The sequence below is a fragment of the Spirosoma radiotolerans genome, assembly GCF_000974425.1.
GTDB classification, from domain to species: Bacteria; Bacteroidota; Bacteroidia; order Cytophagales; family Spirosomataceae; genus Spirosoma; species Spirosoma radiotolerans.
In genome coordinates, this window is sequence record NZ_CP010429.1 from 1,700,435 (window position 1) to 1,717,846 (window position 17,412).

Below are 17,412 nucleotides of genomic sequence, written 5' to 3' on the forward strand. Positions count from 1 at the left end.
ATAGACTTCTAGCTTAGTTAAGTACTATTTTTGTTCCCATGGATAACATCACAAATCCCCGGCTTGAGTTCTTTCGCGCTCGAATAGGGCAGGATATGAACGAAAGTATATCGCCGTTTGGCCGCTGGCTCAACGGCACCATCCGCGAGGTCGATTATGGCCGGCTCGTGGCTGATTTTACGGTTCGCACCGACATGACGAATCCAGCCGGCGTTTTGCACGGTGGCGCGGGGGCGGCTATTCTGGATGATTTAATTGGCGCTATGGTCTATTCGCTCGGTCGGGAATATGCCTATACGTCGGTTAATCTGACAATCGATTTTTTACATGCAGCTCGTATGGGCGACGTGGTTACGACAGTGGCTGAAGTTATACGGGAGGGAAAAAATATTATTCATTGCGAAGGCCGTATCCTGGCTTCTACAGGTAAAATTATCGCTAAATGTGCGACCAATCTAATTCAGACATCCGTCAAAATAGAACGTTGATGTGGTATCTGGAAAATTAATGGCAATTATTTTCATACCATCGATTTGTTACAATTTATAATTTCGCTCGTCTAAGCGAATCCACTTATATAATTGTCTATGTTGACTAAACAATACCCGGAAAAAATGGATTATTCCAAATCGAAAAGAGTTGGTAGTGAGTAGTACTACCAATCTTTACCTTATGTAGATAATCTCTAGAGAATCGGGTGGTGCACAAGATAATAGCTGGAACAAATAGAACGAATAAAGGAAGAAGTAAGAAAATCTGGGGGATTTAACGTTTGTTTGGCGTTGAGACGAGCAATTATTTTTTTATCACCTTATTCTTACTATTATTGACCATTAATAAAAAAGAGGCCAGTTTTGAACACAATTCAATCAAATTGGTAATACCAAGTATTACGACGATCTAGCCAAATTTAATAAGTCAAATTGACTTGCGGAATACCCTATAAATTTGGTCAACTAGATTATTTCGCGACAAAGGTGAAAAAAAAACTGATAGATGAATTGAGTTTTGCAATTCAGTCTTAACATTGCAGAAAAATAGCGGATTGTGGGGCTGCTTGATGAAGGTATTCATCAAATGACCTGTGTGGTTGGTCAGAATTGTTGACCATGATTTAAGGAACAGGGATTTTTTTTTGCGGATGAACATAAAGTTATGAGCAACCTCGAAACATTTATCCGGAAAGCTAGTCATATAGGGTATTGTGGGTTATCAAGTAACCTATAACCTAAAAAAGACAGGCCGTTCCCTAAATTTCCGTAGTCACATTTGGGAGAATAACAGTTTAGTAACAAACATTGCGTCAAATTAACTCAATAAATATGCGAACATTTATCCAACAACACCCTATGAGGATGCTGGCTGGACTCGTGTTGCTAGGTTTTGCAATACCTTCTGTTAGCCTTGCTCAACAGGCTGACACAGTCCGGGTTCAACCCGCTACAACAACCGCACCGAGCGGCAATTATGTACGAGAGAACATCTATCGTCTGGGTAAAGGTGTTTACACCGATACCCTGCGTAGAGGTGATTTCAAAGCACAAGCCAGTGATGTTGCTGAGCTGGATGATTGTGATACAACCTTCCAAACGTTCATCCTAGTACGGCGCTTATCGCCCTGGCGGGTTGGCTTATATGCCGGTCCTAACTTCGCCTATTGCGGAACGTGGGAGAACACGTTTGGTCCTAACAAGCGGGACAACACCCTTTACAATGGCGCAGGCTTCAACATCACGGGTAACATCGATTACTTCTTAACCCCAGCTACCCGTCGGCTTCGGTTTGGCTTAGGGGCTGCTTTCGGTTATCAGAACTACATTACACGTAGTATTTACACAGATTATCTGTATGGATTGGCCGCAGCTCGCGGGTTTACCAGAGATCAGGTAACCATTCGTCAACGGGCTTCGGAAGATATGTTCCTGACGGTTGGGCCTGTACTGACGTTTACGCTGGCTCGTAGCCGTCGTAATCCTGATGCGACAACGTTCATCGAGTTAGGCGCCCGTGGCGGTTTGTTCCGTACGGAAGCGGCTACAATCGCTGCTTATACGCCATCGACGCTGTCATTGCCAGCTGTCTCTTCGTTTGTCGGTGGGGGTGGTTTGATTCGCTCGGTTAACCCTAGCCCTAGTTTATACCACTTGGGTGCTTTAGGTTCGGTAGCTGTTTTCTTCCCACTGCGCAATAACTGGAACATCGGTGTTCAGGGTCAGGGCTTTATCACCCAGTTGAACTACCTGATCATCAACGGTATCGACGATCAAGTGTATGAGTTCAAGCGCAAGCACGGTGGTTTTAACGTTGGTCTGGCTGTTCGGAAAGGATTTGTTCAGAAGAAGCTTATTCCTAAAGCTCCTGTTACCTGCCCAACCTGCGAACAGGTTCCTGAGTTGAACGTACGTTTCAACGGTGCTTCTCTGAAAGGTGCATCGCTATCATTTGTTGACAGCACAAACGCACAACAGTCGGCTCCTGTAAACACAGCTGCAACGGCTCCTGTTATCAGCTGGCGTAGCACAACCCCGAACCCAAAGAACGAAACGTTCACGGCTCGTTTGTACTACCGTGCAGATTCAGTAGTGGCTGGCGCAACGGATCAAGTGATTGCTCAGCTGGAAAACACAACCGATACAACACTTGCTTTTCCAACTGCTTACTTCTCGAACGGTCAGGTAAATCCTGGTTTCTACTACGTAACGGTTCACAACAAGCAGGTCGCAAAATGTGGTACATGTATGAGCGAGGTTGCTACAACGAGCTTCGCCAGCATTCGCCCACGTAGCAAAGTTGTTGAATGTGAATACCGTCATAAACTTGAGCGTCTGGAAGTTTATTATCGCACGCCATACACACGTGAAGTGGCTAACGTATGTTACTGTAATGGCACCGTTACCTCAGTGGGTGACACCGTTACACGCCTTCGTTACCGTGGCCTAAACCGTCAACTGGCGAACAGCACGGTTGAGTTTGACACAAACACGGTTATCCTGAACATTCGTGAATTGCCAGGTGGTTTAGCTCAACAGTTGCAAGCTGAGAAAGCGAAAATCGAAAGTGGTAACGCGATTCGCTACAAAGGCCGCCGGGTACGTCCGCAGGTTCAATACTTCCGCGCTGTATTTACTGTCACGAAACTGCCATGTAACGGTCAGCCTGAGCAAGCAGTGGGTAGCTTCAACACAACGATTAGCGACAATAGCTACTCGATCACTGACCTGAAGCCACTGACAGATGAGCAGAAAGCTAAGTTACTAGCTCCACCAGCACCCGCTAAAAAGAAAACTCGCCGGGCTGGTAACAGCGGTCGCCGGTCAGATGTACTCTTCGGTGTTGAATAAGGAAGTAGCACACAAATAAAAAAACCGGGGGCCAACGCTCCCGGTTTTTTTATTTGATAGAAACCCAGCTTCCTAAGCAGTGACCAACTAGATTTAACCAGCTAAAAAGCGCCCTACCAAATGCGACTTGTTTTACTAGTACTTACGTGTCAATGTCTCGTAACTATGCTTAATGCGCAACCTACCAATAGTCATGTACCAGCCGTGGCGGCTACCATGCAGACTTATTCTGTACGATTAAAGCCGGGTCAGGATTTAAAGAAATCACTGGAAATGGTCGTTCAGCAGGAACGGATCAGCGCTGGTGCTGTGCTTACCTGCGTCGGTAGTTTAACGGATGTGACATTGCGCCTGGCTAACCAGGAAACGGCCAGCGTTTGGAAGGGACATTTTGAAATTGTATCACTTGTTGGTACGTTGTCAGTCAATGGAAGCCACGTCCATTTATCAGTCTCTGACTCAACGGGCCGAACCATTGGAGGACATTTATTGGACGGCTGTATTATTTATACGACGGCCGAATTAGTTATTGGTGTTATGCCTGAGCTCATCTACGCCCGGGAACCTGACCCTACCTTTGGCTATAAAGAGCTGGTGATTCGAAAAAAGCAGAAGAAATAACCAAAAGAGCCACCCTACTGAGGGTGGCTCTTTTAAATTACGGTAAAAAATAGGACTAGTTGCGCTTACTCATCTCATCGCGAATTTTAGCGGCTCTCTCGTATTCTTCGTTGCCAAGGGCCTCTTCGAGCATACGCTGTAGCTCTTCCGAAGATGCGTTCTTTAGCTGATCGCCAAAAGATCGTGTCGATGGCTTATTCGACGAACGAACCAGCTCTTCCTGCTCTTCTTCCTCATCGTTGCCTGTGGCTGTAATACCAGCCTCTGACAGGATGGACTCATTCGTATATATAGGTACATCGAACCTGATGCCAATGGCTATAGCGTCGGATGGCCGAGCGTCAATAACGGATTCACGAACACCATCGAAACAGACGATTTTGGCAAAGAAGATGCCTTCTCGTAAGTCGGAGATCATAATTTCACGAACGGTAAATTTGAATTGTTCGGCAAATTGCTTGAACAAATCGTGCGTCATGGGCCTGTTGGGCACAATCTTTTCGATTTCTATAGCAATGGCCTGCGCTTCAAACATACCAATGATGATTGGCAATCGTCGGTTGCCATATTCTTCGCCTAATACCAATGCAAACGAACCTGATTGCGATTGGCTGGGCGACAGTCCTAATATTTCCAGCTTAATCTTATCCACGGTGCGAAATTAACAAAAAGTCGTAAGTAATAACGGGGACACCTCTTGGTCAGTAAGCCGTAAGTAAAAAAATATTCAGTCGTTTACGACTTACTATCCCGTTACTTACACCTTTTACAAGGCTTGCACGGCTTTTGTCAGACGCGGAAGTATGTCGAAAACATCTCCAACAATACCATAATCCGCCGACTTAAAGAACGGTGCGTCAGCATCCTTGTTGATAACAACAATCACCTTCGATGAGTTTACACCGGCCAGGTGTTGGATAGCGCCGGAAATGCCGCAGGCAATGTACAAATTGGGGCTAATTTTAATCCCTGTCTGGCCTACGTGCTCAGAGTGAGGCCGCCAATCGAGGTCTGAAACCGGTTTCGAGCAGGCCGTGGCTGCATGCAGGGCTTTCGCCAGATCTTCAACAATACCCCAGTTCTCGGGGCCCTTTAAGCCACGACCGGCCGAGACAACCAAGTCTGCTTCCGGTAATAAGATATCCCCCGACGATTTTTCGGTGTTTTTTACCGAAATAACGAAATCGGCATCATTCAGGATGGGGGCGAAAGCCTCTACAGAAGCGGTAGCGTCTTCCTCTTCCGGAGTGATTGTATTCTTCTTGATAGCCAGGATTTTTACATCCGCTTTCAGATCATTATAAGCAAATGCCTTACCCGTATAGATGCTGCTTTTGACCTGAAAACCGTTGGATAAGTTAGGTAACTCGATCACGTTGGCCGCTAGTCCGGCTTTCAGTTTACCGGCTAACCGGGCGGTCATGGCATCGGCCAGCGATGATTTGGCCAGTACAATCACTTTACTACCTTCCTGCTGGGCGGCTGCCGCCACTACGGTAGCGTAAGCCATGCCATTGGGTTCGGTCAATTTGGCATCAGCGGCATGGAGCACTTTGGTTGCTCCGAACCGACCAGCTGAAGCCAGTTCGGCGTCATCAGCCGGGCCAATAATAACGGCAGTAGCTGAAGTACCCGTCATTTCGGCCACTTTAGTGCCATAGAAAATAGCCTCCTGCGAGGATTTCTTGATCTTACCTTCGTCTAATTCTGCAAATATGAGGACAGACATAAAAGATTTTTCGGTTTATGGTTTTTCAGTCTTCGGGTTTCAAGCTTGTAGCATGAGTCGTAAACCAAAAACCAAGTACAATTAAATGACTTTGGCTTCAGTATGGAGGAGCTGAATAAGCGTTTCGGCCGAATCAGCGGGAATCATTTTAACGGCACCCCGTGGAGCGGGCAGTTCATAGCTCGCAACGGTGGTTAGTTTGTCTGTACCCGTTGGCTCAACTACTTTGAGCGGTTTGGTCCGGGCGGTCATAATACCGCGCATGTTCGGAATTTTCCATTCGGCAATGGGTTCCTGACAACCGAGTACGAGTGGTAATTTCGCTTCCAGGCTTTCTTTACCGCCTTCGATCTCGCGAGTGATTTTGGCCGTGTCACCGTCCAGGTCGAGTAGCATAACGGGAGAAATGGAGGGAATACCCAGCATTTCGCCAACGATACCGTGAACTTGACCGCCATTATAGTCGATGGATTCGCGCCCCATCAGAATCAGGTCATAGCTGTTTTCTTTGGCAATAGCGGCAATTTGCTCGGCTACAAAATAAGCGTCGGTTGGCTCGGCATTGATGCGAATGGCATCATCGGCACCAATGGCCAGGCATTTACGAATAACGGGCTCGGAATCAGCTTCCCCAACGTTTAATACGGTAATGGTAGCGCCTGTCTTTTCTTTTAATTCGACAGCCCTTGCCAGCGCATAGTCATCGTAAGGGCCCGTAATAAACGTTACCCCCGCTTTATTGAGCTTGGTGTTATTGTCCGTAAAGGCAATTTTGGTGGTGGTGTCCGGCACACTCGTCACACACACTAAAATTTTCATGCTTATTGGGGTTTTATGGTTGTTATCGTGCTACGTAGCCCGTAAGTAATGTCTGCTCCCTTAAGCAGACATGGATACTGTTCGCTACGCATGAATCCTTACTTTTACGACTCAAAAGTACAAATAGTCTTAAATAAAAGTATGCATGCATACTAATTTTCTTGCACGTATGAATAACGAACGCATCCAACAATTAATTCGATTTGTACAGGAAGAACCGAATGATCCATTCAACATCTATGCGTTGGCTATGGAATACATGAGTAATCAGCCTGCTCAGGCCCGGATTTACTTCGATCAACTGCTAGCCGACCATCCGGATTATTTGCCAACCTATTACCATGCAGCCGCTCTTTACGCCGACCTCGATGAGCGGGAGCGGGCAGCGGAGTTATACGATAAGGGAATTTTGCTGGCTAAAGCGCGGAAGAATCAGAAAACGCTTCAGGAACTGGAGCGCGCGCGACAGGCCTTTGAGGATGACGACGATGACTGGTGATTATATCGTCACGGTCAAATGTTCTGAATAAGCAATCACCAGTTAACGGCGTGGGCGGCCTTGTCGTTGTTGCACTAACTCCTGCTTGAAAAGTAAGGGTACGTTTGCCTGCTCCGGTATAGTATAATTGACGGCCAGGTAACGGGCATTGGCTACTTTAGGCAAATATACAAAGCCCCGTACCGATTCGCCGGGAGCGAGTGTATTGGCCTTCAGTGCCAGTTCGCGCCAGCGGTATTCTTCATAATCATAGCGCTGCATCCGGTTGGCAAAGGTGCTGTAGTCGATAATCCGTTTGGCAGCCAGACCCTGGTAGGCAATTCCATGCGCTACCTGATTTGTGGCATACTCGCGGTAGGAGCGGCTATTGGAGGAGGACGAGACATCGCTGGCAATGACCGCAACCATCAGAATGGTATTCAGAACTTTGGCTTTTTTCAGGCGTTTCTCTTCCTGTTTCCGCTTAAAGCCTACACGGCCTGCTTCGTAGGCAGGGTCAGCAGCTGCCCGTGAGAGGGCAAGGCTTGCATTGGTCGGTTCTGGAAGTGTGTCCTGAGCCGCACCGAGCGCCGTGAAGTGGAAATCGGATGGGTTGACGTCGATGGCGTGATCAGTACGGTTTTTGACCTCAATGTCGAGGGTAACAAATTCCAGGTCTTCCCGCTCAAAAGAAGCGACGACACCCACGCCATTCTGTTGCGCTTTCGTAACTGGTCTTCCTTCAATCATGGCCACATCGCCGGAAACGGGTTCAAGCCGATAGGTGGTTGTAAGCGTTGGCGCACAACTACTTATCGCAACGGCTAGCAGGCTGGTTACCAGTGTATAGGTCAGAACGGAAAAAGCTTTCATACACAAACAGATTAATGCCGGATAGTTCAGTTAATGGATGTAAAGTTACATAAGTAGCGAATTCAATTGTGTTAAAGACCAGTTAGTTTATTGGACGGATAACGGATCGCGGCTGCTCGGTTAATTTCTCTTCCTTAGCCGCTAATTTTTGCTGGAATCGTTCTGAAAAATACCATTCCTTTGTATTGTTTAAGTTAATAAAGTAGCCTGACGACTGGCCCCTAATTTAGAATGACTTGCTTATGAAAACTCTGGTTTGCGTTACACCCGGTCAGTTTGCCTACGAGCAGACGGAAGTGCCCATTCTGACACCGGGGAACGCTCTGCTAAAAATCAGACAGATAGGTGTTTGTGGAACGGACCTGCACGCTTTTGAGGGAACACAGCCTTATTTTAATTACCCGCGTATTTTAGGCCATGAATTAGCGGCAGAAGTGGTAGCCGTCGATGGGGCTCCAGACTTTGTGCCGGGCGAATCCGTTACCATTATTCCTTACCAGAACTGTACGCACTGCATCGCCTGCCGGTCGGGTAAACCAAATTGCTGCGTCTCCTTGAAGGTGGCTGGCGTTCATATAGACGGCGGTATGGTGGAATACCTCTCGGTGCCTTCCCGTTTGCTGGTACACGGCGAAGGGCTGGGTTTCGATGAACTGGCGTTGGTAGAACCGCTGGCCATCGGTGCCCACGGCGTTCGTCGGGCAGCGGTGCAGCCGCGTGAATTTGTCCTGGTGGTTGGGGCAGGGCCCATCGGGCTAGGCATCATGGAGTTTGCCCGGATTGCCGGAGCGACCGTCATTGCCCTGGATATTAACGAAGCCCGACTGACTTTCTGCCGCGAGAAACTGAACGTTCCCTTTACCATAAATGCTGCCAGCGCCAATGTTCACGAAGAGCTACGGAGTATTACCAACGGCGATATGCCCACTGTTGTGATTGACGCCACGGGGAGTTTGCGGGCCATGAATACGGCCTTTTCCTATCTGGCCCACGGTGGTCGGTATGTACTAGTTGGGTTGCAGAAGGGCGATATAAGCGTGAATCACCCTGAGTTTCATAAACGCGAAGCCACGCTGATGAGTAGCCGCAATGCCACCAAGGCGGATTTCGAACTAGTTATTTCGAGTATGAAAAGTGGGGCTGTCGATCCCACCACCTACATTACCCATCGCGTCAATTTTGATCAGGTGGGCGATGAGTTTGCCAACTGGCTCGATCCGGGCAACGGGGTCATTAAAGCAATGGTCATGATGTCCTGATTCTTGTCTAACACACTAAAGTAAACTCGTCTAAAACGGCTGTTCATCCGCCTGCTTACAACTGCGTTCGCCACAGCATAACCCGTTACCTGGCCACCTGCCCTGCCAGGCATCCGAAAAGCGACCGTCGATAAGCCTGAAGCCTATGACTTGCTGACAGCAGGATGTCAACGAGAATCGCAACGTCAAGAATGCGTCTCAGGGAAGTTGCATTGATCAAAAAATAAACCAACCGACCACGATGGGGTTGATACTAATGCTGCACCACCACGCTGCATTAGTATCAACCTCAATCCTTACCATGGAACAATCCACAAAACCGCATCAGGCTGAACGGGGGCAAAAAACAACCTTAATCGGGATTGGCGTTAATATTGGGCTGGTTTTAGTGAAAGGAGTGGCCGGATGGCTGGGGAATTCGTACGCCCTGGTGGCCGACGCGATGGAGTCGGGTACGGACATCGTTACCTCAATCTTTGTCTGGTTTGGCCTCCGCACGGCGTCGAAGGCTCCTGACCAGGATCATCCCTATGGCCATGGAAAAGCTGAACCGCTGGCTGCCCTTGTTGTAGCACTGGCCCTGGTGGGAGCTGCCATCCTGATTGCGGTGCAGAGCATTCGTAATATTCAGGTTCCTCATGAGATACCCGCGCCCTTTACACTGGCTGTCCTGGCAGGGGTGGTTCTGGTGAAGGAAGTCTTATTTCGGCGGATTGCAAAAGTGGGCGCCGAAACCGATAGTAGCGCCGTGAAAGCGGATGCTTGGCACCACCGTAGCGATGCCATTACATCCCTCACGGCTTTTGTGGGCATTAGTATCGCGCTGATTGGCGGTCCTGGCTACGAAAGTGCCGACGATTGGGCGGCTCTGCTGGCTTCGGTCGTGATTGTCTACAACGCGTATCTGATCTTCCGGCCTTCGTTTGGCGAAATTATGGATGAAACACCCGCTGGCGACTGGCAAAATGAGCTCAGAGCGCTGGCGCTAACTGTTCCGCAGGTTAAGGGAATCGACAAGTATCGGGTTCGGAAAACGGGCTTTGAGTATTTTGTCGATCTGCATGTGCTAGTGCCGGGTGAGCTGACGGTCAAGCAGGGGCACGACATCGCCCATGCCGTTAAAGCGGCTATTCTTCGGGAGAAACCTTCCGTTTATGATGTGCTTGTGCATATTGAGCCTGTTTGATGACTTTCTGACACAGGGAATGGACCTAAATGGTTGGAGGCTAGAACTAACCTGCCTGGACACAAATTCTTAATACATTTTGTTGAAAGGCTGATCGACATACGATTACCTTTGGGAAGAGACACTTTGAAACGCCAGTTCATGTCAGCGTTCAGGGAGGCTCGGTACCGAACTATGAAGCACCTTTTACACTTTCTCCTTCTTTTTACCTGTTTCCACGTATCGGCTCAGCCAAAACCCAAAACGTACACTACTCTACAGGTACCGGGGCGGGCAGAGTTTTGCAGAATAGATACAGGCGGCCGGTCTGTATTACCCAGTGGCCGCTATGTCACACCGGCTGGAAAAACCATACGCATCACCAATGACCCCTTCGGCCTAGCGCTATCTCCCAATGGCCAACGGGCCGTGTCGCTACACGATGGTGTTCTGACGGTCGTCAAGTTAAAGGAGCTGGCGGCTACCCGTATTCCTGATTATGCCGGTAAAATTCCCGCTGCGCTGAAAGAAGGTTCCTTTCTGGGCGTAGCCTTCGCTCCCGATAACCGCACCGTTTACTTAAGCAATGGCGACAAAGGGCGGGTACTTATTTTCGACACCGACCAACACCAAACCATCGACAGTGTCGCCCTTGATGGCAATGGCTATACGGACAGTTTCACCTCCGACTTGCTCTTGAACGGGAGCGAACTACTGGTGCTGGACCGGGCTAATTTCCGGCTCGTACGCATCGACCTGTCGACAAAGCGAATCACCGCTTCGATCCCAACGGGCCGACAGCCGTTTGGGCTGGCCATCAGTCCGGATAAGAAGCTGGCGTTTGTGGCCAACGTTGGGCTCTATGCGTACCCCAAAGTGCCGGGCGTAACCAAGACGAACAAAGACACAATGGCGCTCAAATTTCCTCCTTACGCTGCTCATACCAAAGAATCTGCCGAGGGAGTGGAAGTAGAAGGACGCCGGATTCCGGGCTTGGGAAGCCCATTGGTCGATGAAGCGATGAGCGTCTGGACTGTTGACCTGAACACCAGTAAGGTGGTGAGTAAAGTAAAAACCGGTGTGCAGATTGGGGAAATGATTGAGGAAGCTGAAGTGGTTGGGGGCGCATCGCCTAATTCGGTGGTCGTTGGGAGCCGGTACGCTTATGTGTCCAATGCCACAAACGATAACATTTCGATCATTGACTACAAATCGGTTGGCCGGGGCGGTAAAAAGCTGGCGGGCACGATTCAACTCCGAGTCAAGTCAACTTTGGATCGCTACCGGGGGCTGATGCCTTTTGGAATGGCCTTGACCAACGACGAAAAAACCTTATACGTGACCTTGCTGGCCTTCAACGCTGTGGCCGTGGTGGATGTGCCCACGCGTACGGTTCGGGGCCTTATCCCAACCGGTTGGGGACCCACCCGCGTAGCCTTATCGCCCAGCGCCGGACCTGAGCAAATGCTGTATGTGACCTCGGCCCGGGGTTATGGCGCAGGTCCTAACGGTGGCGCTACCTTTGTGAAGCCCCCACAGGGGACATACATCGGTGATATTCAGCTGGGAACGTTTCAGGCAATTCCCGTACCCGACGCAGCCCAACTGGCGATTTATACGAAGCAGGTGCTGGACAACACCTACCAGCCGGTTATGGTAACGGATGATGGCCGTAATCCACTACCTGTGTTACCGAAAACGCGACAGTCGCCCATAAAGCACATCGTTTACATTACAAAAGAGAATCGGACGTACGATGAAGTGCTGGGCCAGCTACCAAGTGCCAACGGTGATTCGACACTGGCGCGGTTTGGGGTAGGAGTGACCATCAAAAGCCGCATCTCGACCAGCCGGGGAACCAGCGGCCGAACGACGGATCGGCCGGGCGATACGGTACGCGTGACCAATGCCGATATTATGCCCAATCACGTACGCGTTGCCAAACAGTTTGCGTTTTCGGATAATTTTTACTGCGATTCTGACGCCAGCATTCACGGCCACCACTGGATGCTGGGGACCATTCCCAACGAATGGGTAGAGGCCAATGCTGCTTCGGCGGGACGCTTCGACCCGGATTCCAAAGCGCCGGGTCGGCGGTTTCCTAAAGCGTCCGGGGCCATAGACCCCGAAGATTACAACGAGATTGGCGGGTTGTGGGAAGCCTTTGAGCGAAACAAGGTATCGCTGTATAACTTCGGGCAGGCCAACGAATATGCCGGAAACGTGGAGGAGTGGACAACCACGCAGTTTGGAGCGGCTCAGTCGGTGGTATTTCCCATGCCGAAAGCCGTGTATCCGCACACCTCACGCGATTTTGCGGGCTACAATACCAATGTGCCCGATCAGTATCGGATAGAGCAGTTTGAGCGGGAGTTCACCGCCAAGTGGATCAAAGGAAAGCAAACGATGCCGCAATTTGTGACGATGCAGATACCCAACGATCACGGGGCCGGGCCACGTCCTGACTTTGCTTATCCGTACCTGCACTCCTACATGGCTGATAATGATCTGGCCGTTGGCCGGGTGCTGCATTTCCTGTCGCGTACAAAATACTGGAAAAACATGCTCGTCATCATCACCGAAGATGACCCGCAGGGGGGCGTCGACCACATCGATGCGCACCGATCGGTGCTGCTACTGGCCGGGCCGTACGTCAAACGCGGGTATGTGTCGCATACACACGCCAACTTCGGATCTGTTCTGAAAATGATGTACAATATACTCGGTGTACCATACGTAAATCAATACGATCAAACGGCCTCGCTGCTTCAGGACTTTTTTACGGACAAACCTGATTTTAGACCTTACGACGCGGTACTGCCCGATGTCCGGGTGTTCGACCCGAAGGCGGCCATGAAACCGTACAAGAAAACATTCGACTGGCGTAAAATTCAGAAAGGACCCGAAATGGATGACCGCGCTGACCAGCGTGCCGAACATTATCGACAGCAGGACGAGAAGTAGTTTATGTTAGCTTTGCTATTCTAACAAAATTTATGCGCTCACCTGCCTTCCTCCGGAATCCAACGGCTTTCATGCTTTTCGGCGCTACAGCCGCCTTCTGTACCTATGCCTGTATGTATGCCTTTCGCCGGGGTATTACGGCAGTTACGTTCGAGGGGATGGCTTTTGCCGGTATCAGCTACAAAATATGGCTCGTGACGGCGCAGGTCTTTGGCTATGCCATGTCGAAAGGCATTGGTATTAAGGTCGTTTCGGAGATGTCGCCGGGCCGCCGGGCCATCAATATTCTGCTGTTTGTTCTGATGGCGTTGCTGGCGCTGCTTGGGTTTGCGCTTGTACCTGCTCCTTACAACATTGTCTTTCTGTTTCTGAATGGGTTACCGTTAGGGCTGATCTATGGAACCATGCTGGGTTTTCTGGAAGGCCGACGCCAGACGGACGGCCTTGTGGCGGGCCTGACAGCCTCTTTTATTTTTGCTTCGGGTTTTGTGAAAACCGTAGCGCTGACCATTCGGGCCGATTGGGGGGTGTCCGAATTCTGGTTGCCGTTCGTGACCGGAAGTTTGTTTGTGCTGCCCATGCTGGTGTCGATTTATGCACTCACGCTGCTACCGCCACCCACCGCTGAAGACCGCGCCCTGCGTACCGAGCGCAAGCCAATGGATGCCGACGAACGCCGGAGTTTTGTCCGTAACTTCAGACCGGGCCTGGTTCTGCTCATTGCGTCGTACGTCCTGCTTTCTGCGTTTCGAGACTTTCGCGATAACTTCGGCCCCGAAATTCTGAAAGATGCAGGTGTCGATAATCCGGGTATTTTCGCCAAAACCGAAACCCTGGTGGCCGTCGGAATTCTTATTGTCATGGCGTTGCTTCAGCGGGTCACCAACAACTTTCGGGCGTTTACGCTGCTCAACTGCCTGATGCTGGCCGGAGGAACCCTGGTTGGTGTCAGCACCTATGCCTACTCAACCGGAATGCTATCGCCCGGCAACTGGTTTCTGCTTACGGGATTGGGTTTGTACATGGCTTATGTGCCCTGCAACGGCCTTTATTTTGAGCGGCTGATTGCTACGTTTCGGTATGTGAGTACGGTCGGCTTTATCGTAACGCTGGCCGATTGGTACGGCTATCTGGGTAGTGTGGCAGTGTTGCTGTACAAAAATTTTGGGCATGCCAACATCAGTTATCGGGAGTTTTTTATGGACGGCGCTTACATTTTATCGGCCGTCTATGGTGTTCTGGTGATTGCGTCATTTGTTTATTTTCAACGACGGTTTAAGGCTGAGATGGCGGTTCCGGCCGAGAAAACGCTTGCTTAATGTAACCCCCGTCTGTGTCTTCACAGACCGAGGATTCCAGATACCGATGGGACAAAGGCCAATATGTTTTCAAGGCATTCTTTAAGGCAAAGCAGCTTGGTCGTTAGTCACCGCATAGGCGACTCTGTCACGCCTTTTTGTGAAGCGAGTATTCACTCCCCACTTGGCCGTTTTATGAACTGTGTCAATGGCACAGGCTGACCGAAATCCGGCGAGCCATCGGCTTTCCAGGTGAATGGCTGCATCCGCACTGAGCGTTGGTCACCACATCCCTGACCGGCTCCTGGGTTCGCGTGATAAACCATCCAGTTCTCTTTTCCATCGGGTGTTGTAAAAAAACTCTGGTGGCCTGGACCATACGTGCCATTGAGACCGTAAGGGCCAAAAACTGGATTCGCCGACTTTGTCCACGACGCGGGGTCCAGCAGGTTAGCGCTGGTGGTAGCCGTCAGTTGACCGAGTGCGTACTGATCTGTGCCGCAGAAACTGGCGGAATAAATGATAAACACCTTGTCGTTGTGAACCAGGAACTCGGGCCCTTCATTAACGCCGAAACCCTGTTTCTCCCATGCATAGTCGGGTGTCGATAGACGGATGCGTGGCCCCTCGGCGGTCCAGGGATTCGTTAGCTTACTGATGTATAGGTTCTGGAGGCCGCCTTGCTCGTTTTCCCATCCGGACCAGGCAAAATACAACTGGCCATTATTCTGTAATACGGTTCCGTCAATCGCCCATTTATTATCGGCTACGTTTAATTGGCCTTTATCGGTCCAGGTGCCCTGTGTCGGGTCGGCAGATTCGTTTTCAAGCACGAACATGCGGTGTGTGGCATCGGCGCCATTGTTATCGGCGGCATAGTAGATATACCATTTGCCGTTGATAAAATGAAGTTCGGGTGCCCAGATGTCGCGCGAGTTGGGGCCCGTGGCGGGCGGTGTCCAAACGACAAAAGAGGGGGCCGCAGCAAGACGGCTCATGGTCCGGGTTTTATAGATGCGCAGGTTATTGCCCGTGGTGTGCATCACATAGTAGAATCCATCTTTATACGTCACCCAGGGATCAGGTCCCACGGTGAGTAAAGGATTCCGAAACTTGCCAACCGTATCGGCCGCCGTAACGGGTGGGGGCGGGGTGGTTGAGGACGTATCGGCTGATTTGCAGGCGTAAAGGGCAAGTAGTAAAAGAAAAAGGAAGTTCTTCATCGTTGACGTCGGATGGGGTTATAGACAGCAGAAACGAAGAAATACAGGGTTGCACTGAAGAGCCTGTATTTCTTCGTTTCTGCTGTGTCAGACAAACTTAATAGCCTGGGTTTTGCATCAGACTTGGGTTTAAATCACGCTCTTGCTGTGGAATGGGCAGCAACTCATCCTGACCCTTCGTAAACGTAGCAAAACCAGCATCGCGAGGGGCCAGTTGTGGCCCAAGATCACCCCACCGAGTCAGATCGTTCCAGCGCCATCCTTCTCCCGACAGTTCCGTGACGCGCTCGTGTTTGAGTTGGTTCAGAAACTGGTCCTGCGTTAAGCCGGGCCGGGCGGTTGAGAGTGGAGCCAGCCCCGCCCGCTGCCGAACCTGATCCACATAGGGGTAGGCCTGCGCGGTTTTGCCAGTCGCGTTCAGCGCTTCGGCATACATCAACAACACATCGGCGTAGCGAATGTAGCGCCAGTTGTTTGGTGACCGGTAACCTTCTTCATTTTTCCAGTGGTCGTTCTGAAACTTATGGAACCAGACCCGCTTGTTGTCGGCACCGTACCGTTGCAGGAACGTTTGTCCATAAATTTGGGTGAAGGCCGGACCGCGAACGTCGGTCGAGTCAAACAAAAACGACGCTTCCAGGCGTGGGTCGCGGGTGCCGGTCTTTGTTGGTTCGTTAAACTGGTATATCGGCCAGCGGTTGGCTTCTCCATCGGACCAGCCGATGCCGGGAGGGCCAAAAAACTGTGCGAGTGACGTACCGTAGTTCTGGTTCGGGGTTTCCGTATCGTCGTCGGTGTATTCCGCCGGGTTGATCTCAAACTGCCACTCAAACACCGATTCCCGGTTGTTTTCGGTTGTAATCAGGAAGTTCTCCCGGTAATTCTGAACCAGCGCGTAAATACTTTTTCCTTCGCCATCGGCCAGCCACTGGAGGGGCGTCAGCGCTTCGGTATACTTTCGCTCCTGCAGGTAAGCTCTGGCCAGTAGGGCGTAGGCGGCACCTTTCGTGGCCCGGCCAACATCAGCTGCGCTGTAGGTCGTGGGTAGGGCACTGGCCGCCTGGGTCAGGTCCTGCTCGATTTGAGCCCAGACTTGGGCAATAGTTGCCGAACCGGGCTGATCGCCAAGCGCCGAGGGGGTCAGAATCAGCGGAACATTGCCGAAGAGCGTCACCAGGTGAAAGTAATACATAGCACGCAGGAACTTAGCTTCGCCGATGTACCGAGCCTTTAGCGTCTCGTCCATCTGAATGCCTGGTACGTTGGCAATGACCTGATTGGCCCGATTAACGCCAATGTAGTTGTCGTTCCAGACGCCGTAGGCATTGCCGTAGTTGTAGTCGGTGACCAGAAACCGATCCATGTTATTGAGGATACCCGGATCCGGGCTTTGACTGCGGCCTTCGTCGGAGCGGATGATGTAATAAAAGGGCATCCAGCGCGAAATGCCACCCCGGTGTGTCGTGCTGTAAATAGCATTGACACCCGCCAGCGCATCGTCGGCCGTCCGCCAGAAGACGGCCGTGGTTACCTGGTTCGGATTGACAATATTTAGGTCCCGCTCACACCCAGCCAGAGCAGCCAGAGCGCTCAGAGCCAGGAAAATGACTTTATTTTTCATGATTCGTTTCATAAGGAAGTG

Annotated in this window: 14 protein-coding genes; 8 read left to right on the forward strand and 6 right to left on the reverse strand. The window is 50.6% G+C overall.

The window, feature by feature from the left end; translation table 11 throughout:
• Positions 1–38 precede the first annotated feature (38 nt).
• From SD10_RS06660 to SD10_RS06670, 3 genes are all read left to right on the forward strand, one after another.
• Positions 39–488, forward strand: a complete 450-nt coding sequence (locus tag SD10_RS06660; protein ID WP_046376239.1) for a PaaI family thioesterase — start codon at positions 39–41, stop codon at positions 486–488.
• Between the two features lie 867 nt (positions 489–1,355).
• Positions 1,356–3,341 carry a hypothetical protein gene (locus tag SD10_RS06665; protein WP_046376240.1) on the forward strand — a complete coding sequence of 662 codons (1,986 nt, stop codon included), beginning with the start codon at positions 1,356–1,358 and terminating at the stop codon, positions 3,339–3,341.
• 165 nt (positions 3,342–3,506) lie between these two features.
• Positions 3,507–3,962: a PPC domain-containing DNA-binding protein gene (locus tag SD10_RS06670; RefSeq protein WP_046376241.1), complete on the forward strand. Its 456-nt coding sequence runs from the start codon at positions 3,507–3,509 to the stop codon at positions 3,960–3,962.
• A 55-nt stretch (positions 3,963–4,017) separates the two neighbouring features.
• Here SD10_RS06670 and SD10_RS06675 read toward each other — a convergent pair whose 3' ends face one another.
• The 3 genes from SD10_RS06675 to SD10_RS06685 form a co-directional block, all read right to left on the reverse strand.
• Positions 4,018–4,614, reverse strand: a complete 597-nt coding sequence (locus tag SD10_RS06675; protein WP_046376242.1) for a bifunctional nuclease family protein — start codon at positions 4,612–4,614, stop codon at positions 4,018–4,020.
• Positions 4,615–4,728: 114 nt separating this feature from the next.
• Positions 4,729–5,691 carry an electron transfer flavoprotein subunit alpha/FixB family protein gene (locus SD10_RS06680; RefSeq protein WP_046376243.1) on the reverse strand — a complete coding sequence of 321 codons (963 nt, stop codon included), beginning with the start codon at positions 5,689–5,691 and terminating at the stop codon, positions 4,729–4,731.
• Positions 5,692–5,772: 81 nt separating this feature from the next.
• The gene (locus tag SD10_RS06685; RefSeq protein ID WP_046376244.1) at positions 5,773–6,510 is read right to left on the reverse strand and encodes an electron transfer flavoprotein subunit beta/FixA family protein; all 738 of its coding nucleotides are present in this window, start codon (positions 6,508–6,510) and stop codon (positions 5,773–5,775) included.
• A gap of 169 nt (positions 6,511–6,679) precedes the next feature.
• Here SD10_RS06685 and SD10_RS06690 point away from each other — a divergent pair, with 169 nt between their 5' ends.
• The gene (locus tag SD10_RS06690) at positions 6,680–7,009 is read left to right on the forward strand and encodes an enzyme of heme biosynthesis (protein ID WP_046376245.1); all 330 of its coding nucleotides are present in this window, start codon (positions 6,680–6,682) and stop codon (positions 7,007–7,009) included.
• Positions 7,010–7,051: 42 nt separating this feature from the next.
• Here SD10_RS06690 and SD10_RS06695 read toward each other — a convergent pair whose 3' ends face one another.
• On the reverse strand, positions 7,052–7,861 hold the full coding sequence (locus SD10_RS06695; protein ID WP_046376246.1) for a hypothetical protein: 810 nt from the start codon (positions 7,859–7,861) through the stop codon (positions 7,052–7,054).
• A gap of 242 nt (positions 7,862–8,103) precedes the next feature.
• On the opposite strand from SD10_RS06695, the gene SD10_RS06700 reads away from it, so the two are divergent.
• The 4 genes from SD10_RS06700 (at position 8,104) to SD10_RS06715 (ending at position 14,568) form a co-directional block, all read left to right on the forward strand.
• On the forward strand, positions 8,104–9,120 hold the full coding sequence (locus tag SD10_RS06700; RefSeq protein ID WP_046376247.1) for a zinc-binding alcohol dehydrogenase family protein: 1,017 nt from the start codon (positions 8,104–8,106) through the stop codon (positions 9,118–9,120).
• A 301-nt stretch (positions 9,121–9,421) separates the two neighbouring features.
• The gene (locus SD10_RS06705) at positions 9,422–10,306 is read left to right on the forward strand and encodes a cation diffusion facilitator family transporter (RefSeq protein ID WP_046376248.1); all 885 of its coding nucleotides are present in this window, start codon (positions 9,422–9,424) and stop codon (positions 10,304–10,306) included.
• A 174-nt stretch (positions 10,307–10,480) separates the two neighbouring features.
• A complete protein-coding gene (locus SD10_RS06710) occupies positions 10,481–13,249 on the forward strand; it encodes a bifunctional YncE family protein/alkaline phosphatase family protein (protein WP_046376249.1) in 2,769 nt (922 codons plus the stop codon).
• 32 nt (positions 13,250–13,281) lie between these two features.
• Positions 13,282–14,568, forward strand: a complete 1,287-nt coding sequence (locus SD10_RS06715; protein ID WP_046376250.1) for a DUF5690 family protein — start codon at positions 13,282–13,284, stop codon at positions 14,566–14,568.
• A 152-nt stretch (positions 14,569–14,720) separates the two neighbouring features.
• Here SD10_RS06715 and SD10_RS06720 read toward each other — a convergent pair whose 3' ends face one another.
• Positions 14,721–15,770 (reverse strand): glycoside hydrolase family 43 protein, encoded by a 1,050-nt coding sequence (locus tag SD10_RS06720; protein WP_046376251.1) that lies wholly within the window; start codon positions 15,768–15,770, stop codon positions 14,721–14,723.
• Positions 15,771–15,867: 97 nt separating this feature from the next.
• A complete protein-coding gene (locus tag SD10_RS06725; protein ID WP_227699161.1) occupies positions 15,868–17,403 on the reverse strand; it encodes a RagB/SusD family nutrient uptake outer membrane protein in 1,536 nt (511 codons plus the stop codon).
• Positions 17,404–17,412: the final 9 nt, after the last annotated feature.

Coding starts and splice junctions, on each gene's coding strand:
- SD10_RS06660 (WP_046376239.1), top strand. CDS start 39: ATGGATAACATCACAAATCCCCGGCTTGAGTTCTTTCGCGCTCGAATA.
- SD10_RS06665 (WP_046376240.1), top strand. CDS start 1,356: ATGCTGGCTGGACTCGTGTTGCTAGGTTTTGCAATACCTTCTGTTAGC.
- SD10_RS06670 (WP_046376241.1), top strand. CDS start 3,507: ATGCTTAATGCGCAACCTACCAATAGTCATGTACCAGCCGTGGCGGCT.
- SD10_RS06680 (WP_046376243.1), bottom strand. CDS start 5,691: ATGTCTGTCCTCATATTTGCAGAATTAGACGAAGGTAAGATCAAGAAA.
- SD10_RS06685 (WP_046376244.1), bottom strand. CDS start 6,510: ATGAAAATTTTAGTGTGTGTGACGAGTGTGCCGGACACCACCACCAAA.
- SD10_RS06690 (WP_046376245.1), top strand. CDS start 6,680: ATGAATAACGAACGCATCCAACAATTAATTCGATTTGTACAGGAAGAA.
- SD10_RS06695 (WP_046376246.1), bottom strand. CDS start 7,861: ATGAAAGCTTTTTCCGTTCTGACCTATACACTGGTAACCAGCCTGCTA.
- SD10_RS06700 (WP_046376247.1), top strand. CDS start 8,104: ATGAAAACTCTGGTTTGCGTTACACCCGGTCAGTTTGCCTACGAGCAG.
- SD10_RS06705 (WP_046376248.1), top strand. CDS start 9,422: ATGGAACAATCCACAAAACCGCATCAGGCTGAACGGGGGCAAAAAACA.
- SD10_RS06710 (WP_046376249.1), top strand. CDS start 10,481: ATGAAGCACCTTTTACACTTTCTCCTTCTTTTTACCTGTTTCCACGTA.
- SD10_RS06715 (WP_046376250.1), top strand. CDS start 13,282: ATGCGCTCACCTGCCTTCCTCCGGAATCCAACGGCTTTCATGCTTTTC.
- SD10_RS06720 (WP_046376251.1), bottom strand. CDS start 15,770: ATGAAGAACTTCCTTTTTCTTTTACTACTTGCCCTTTACGCCTGCAAA.
- SD10_RS06725 (WP_227699161.1), bottom strand. CDS start 17,403: ATGAAACGAATCATGAAAAATAAAGTCATTTTCCTGGCTCTGAGCGCT.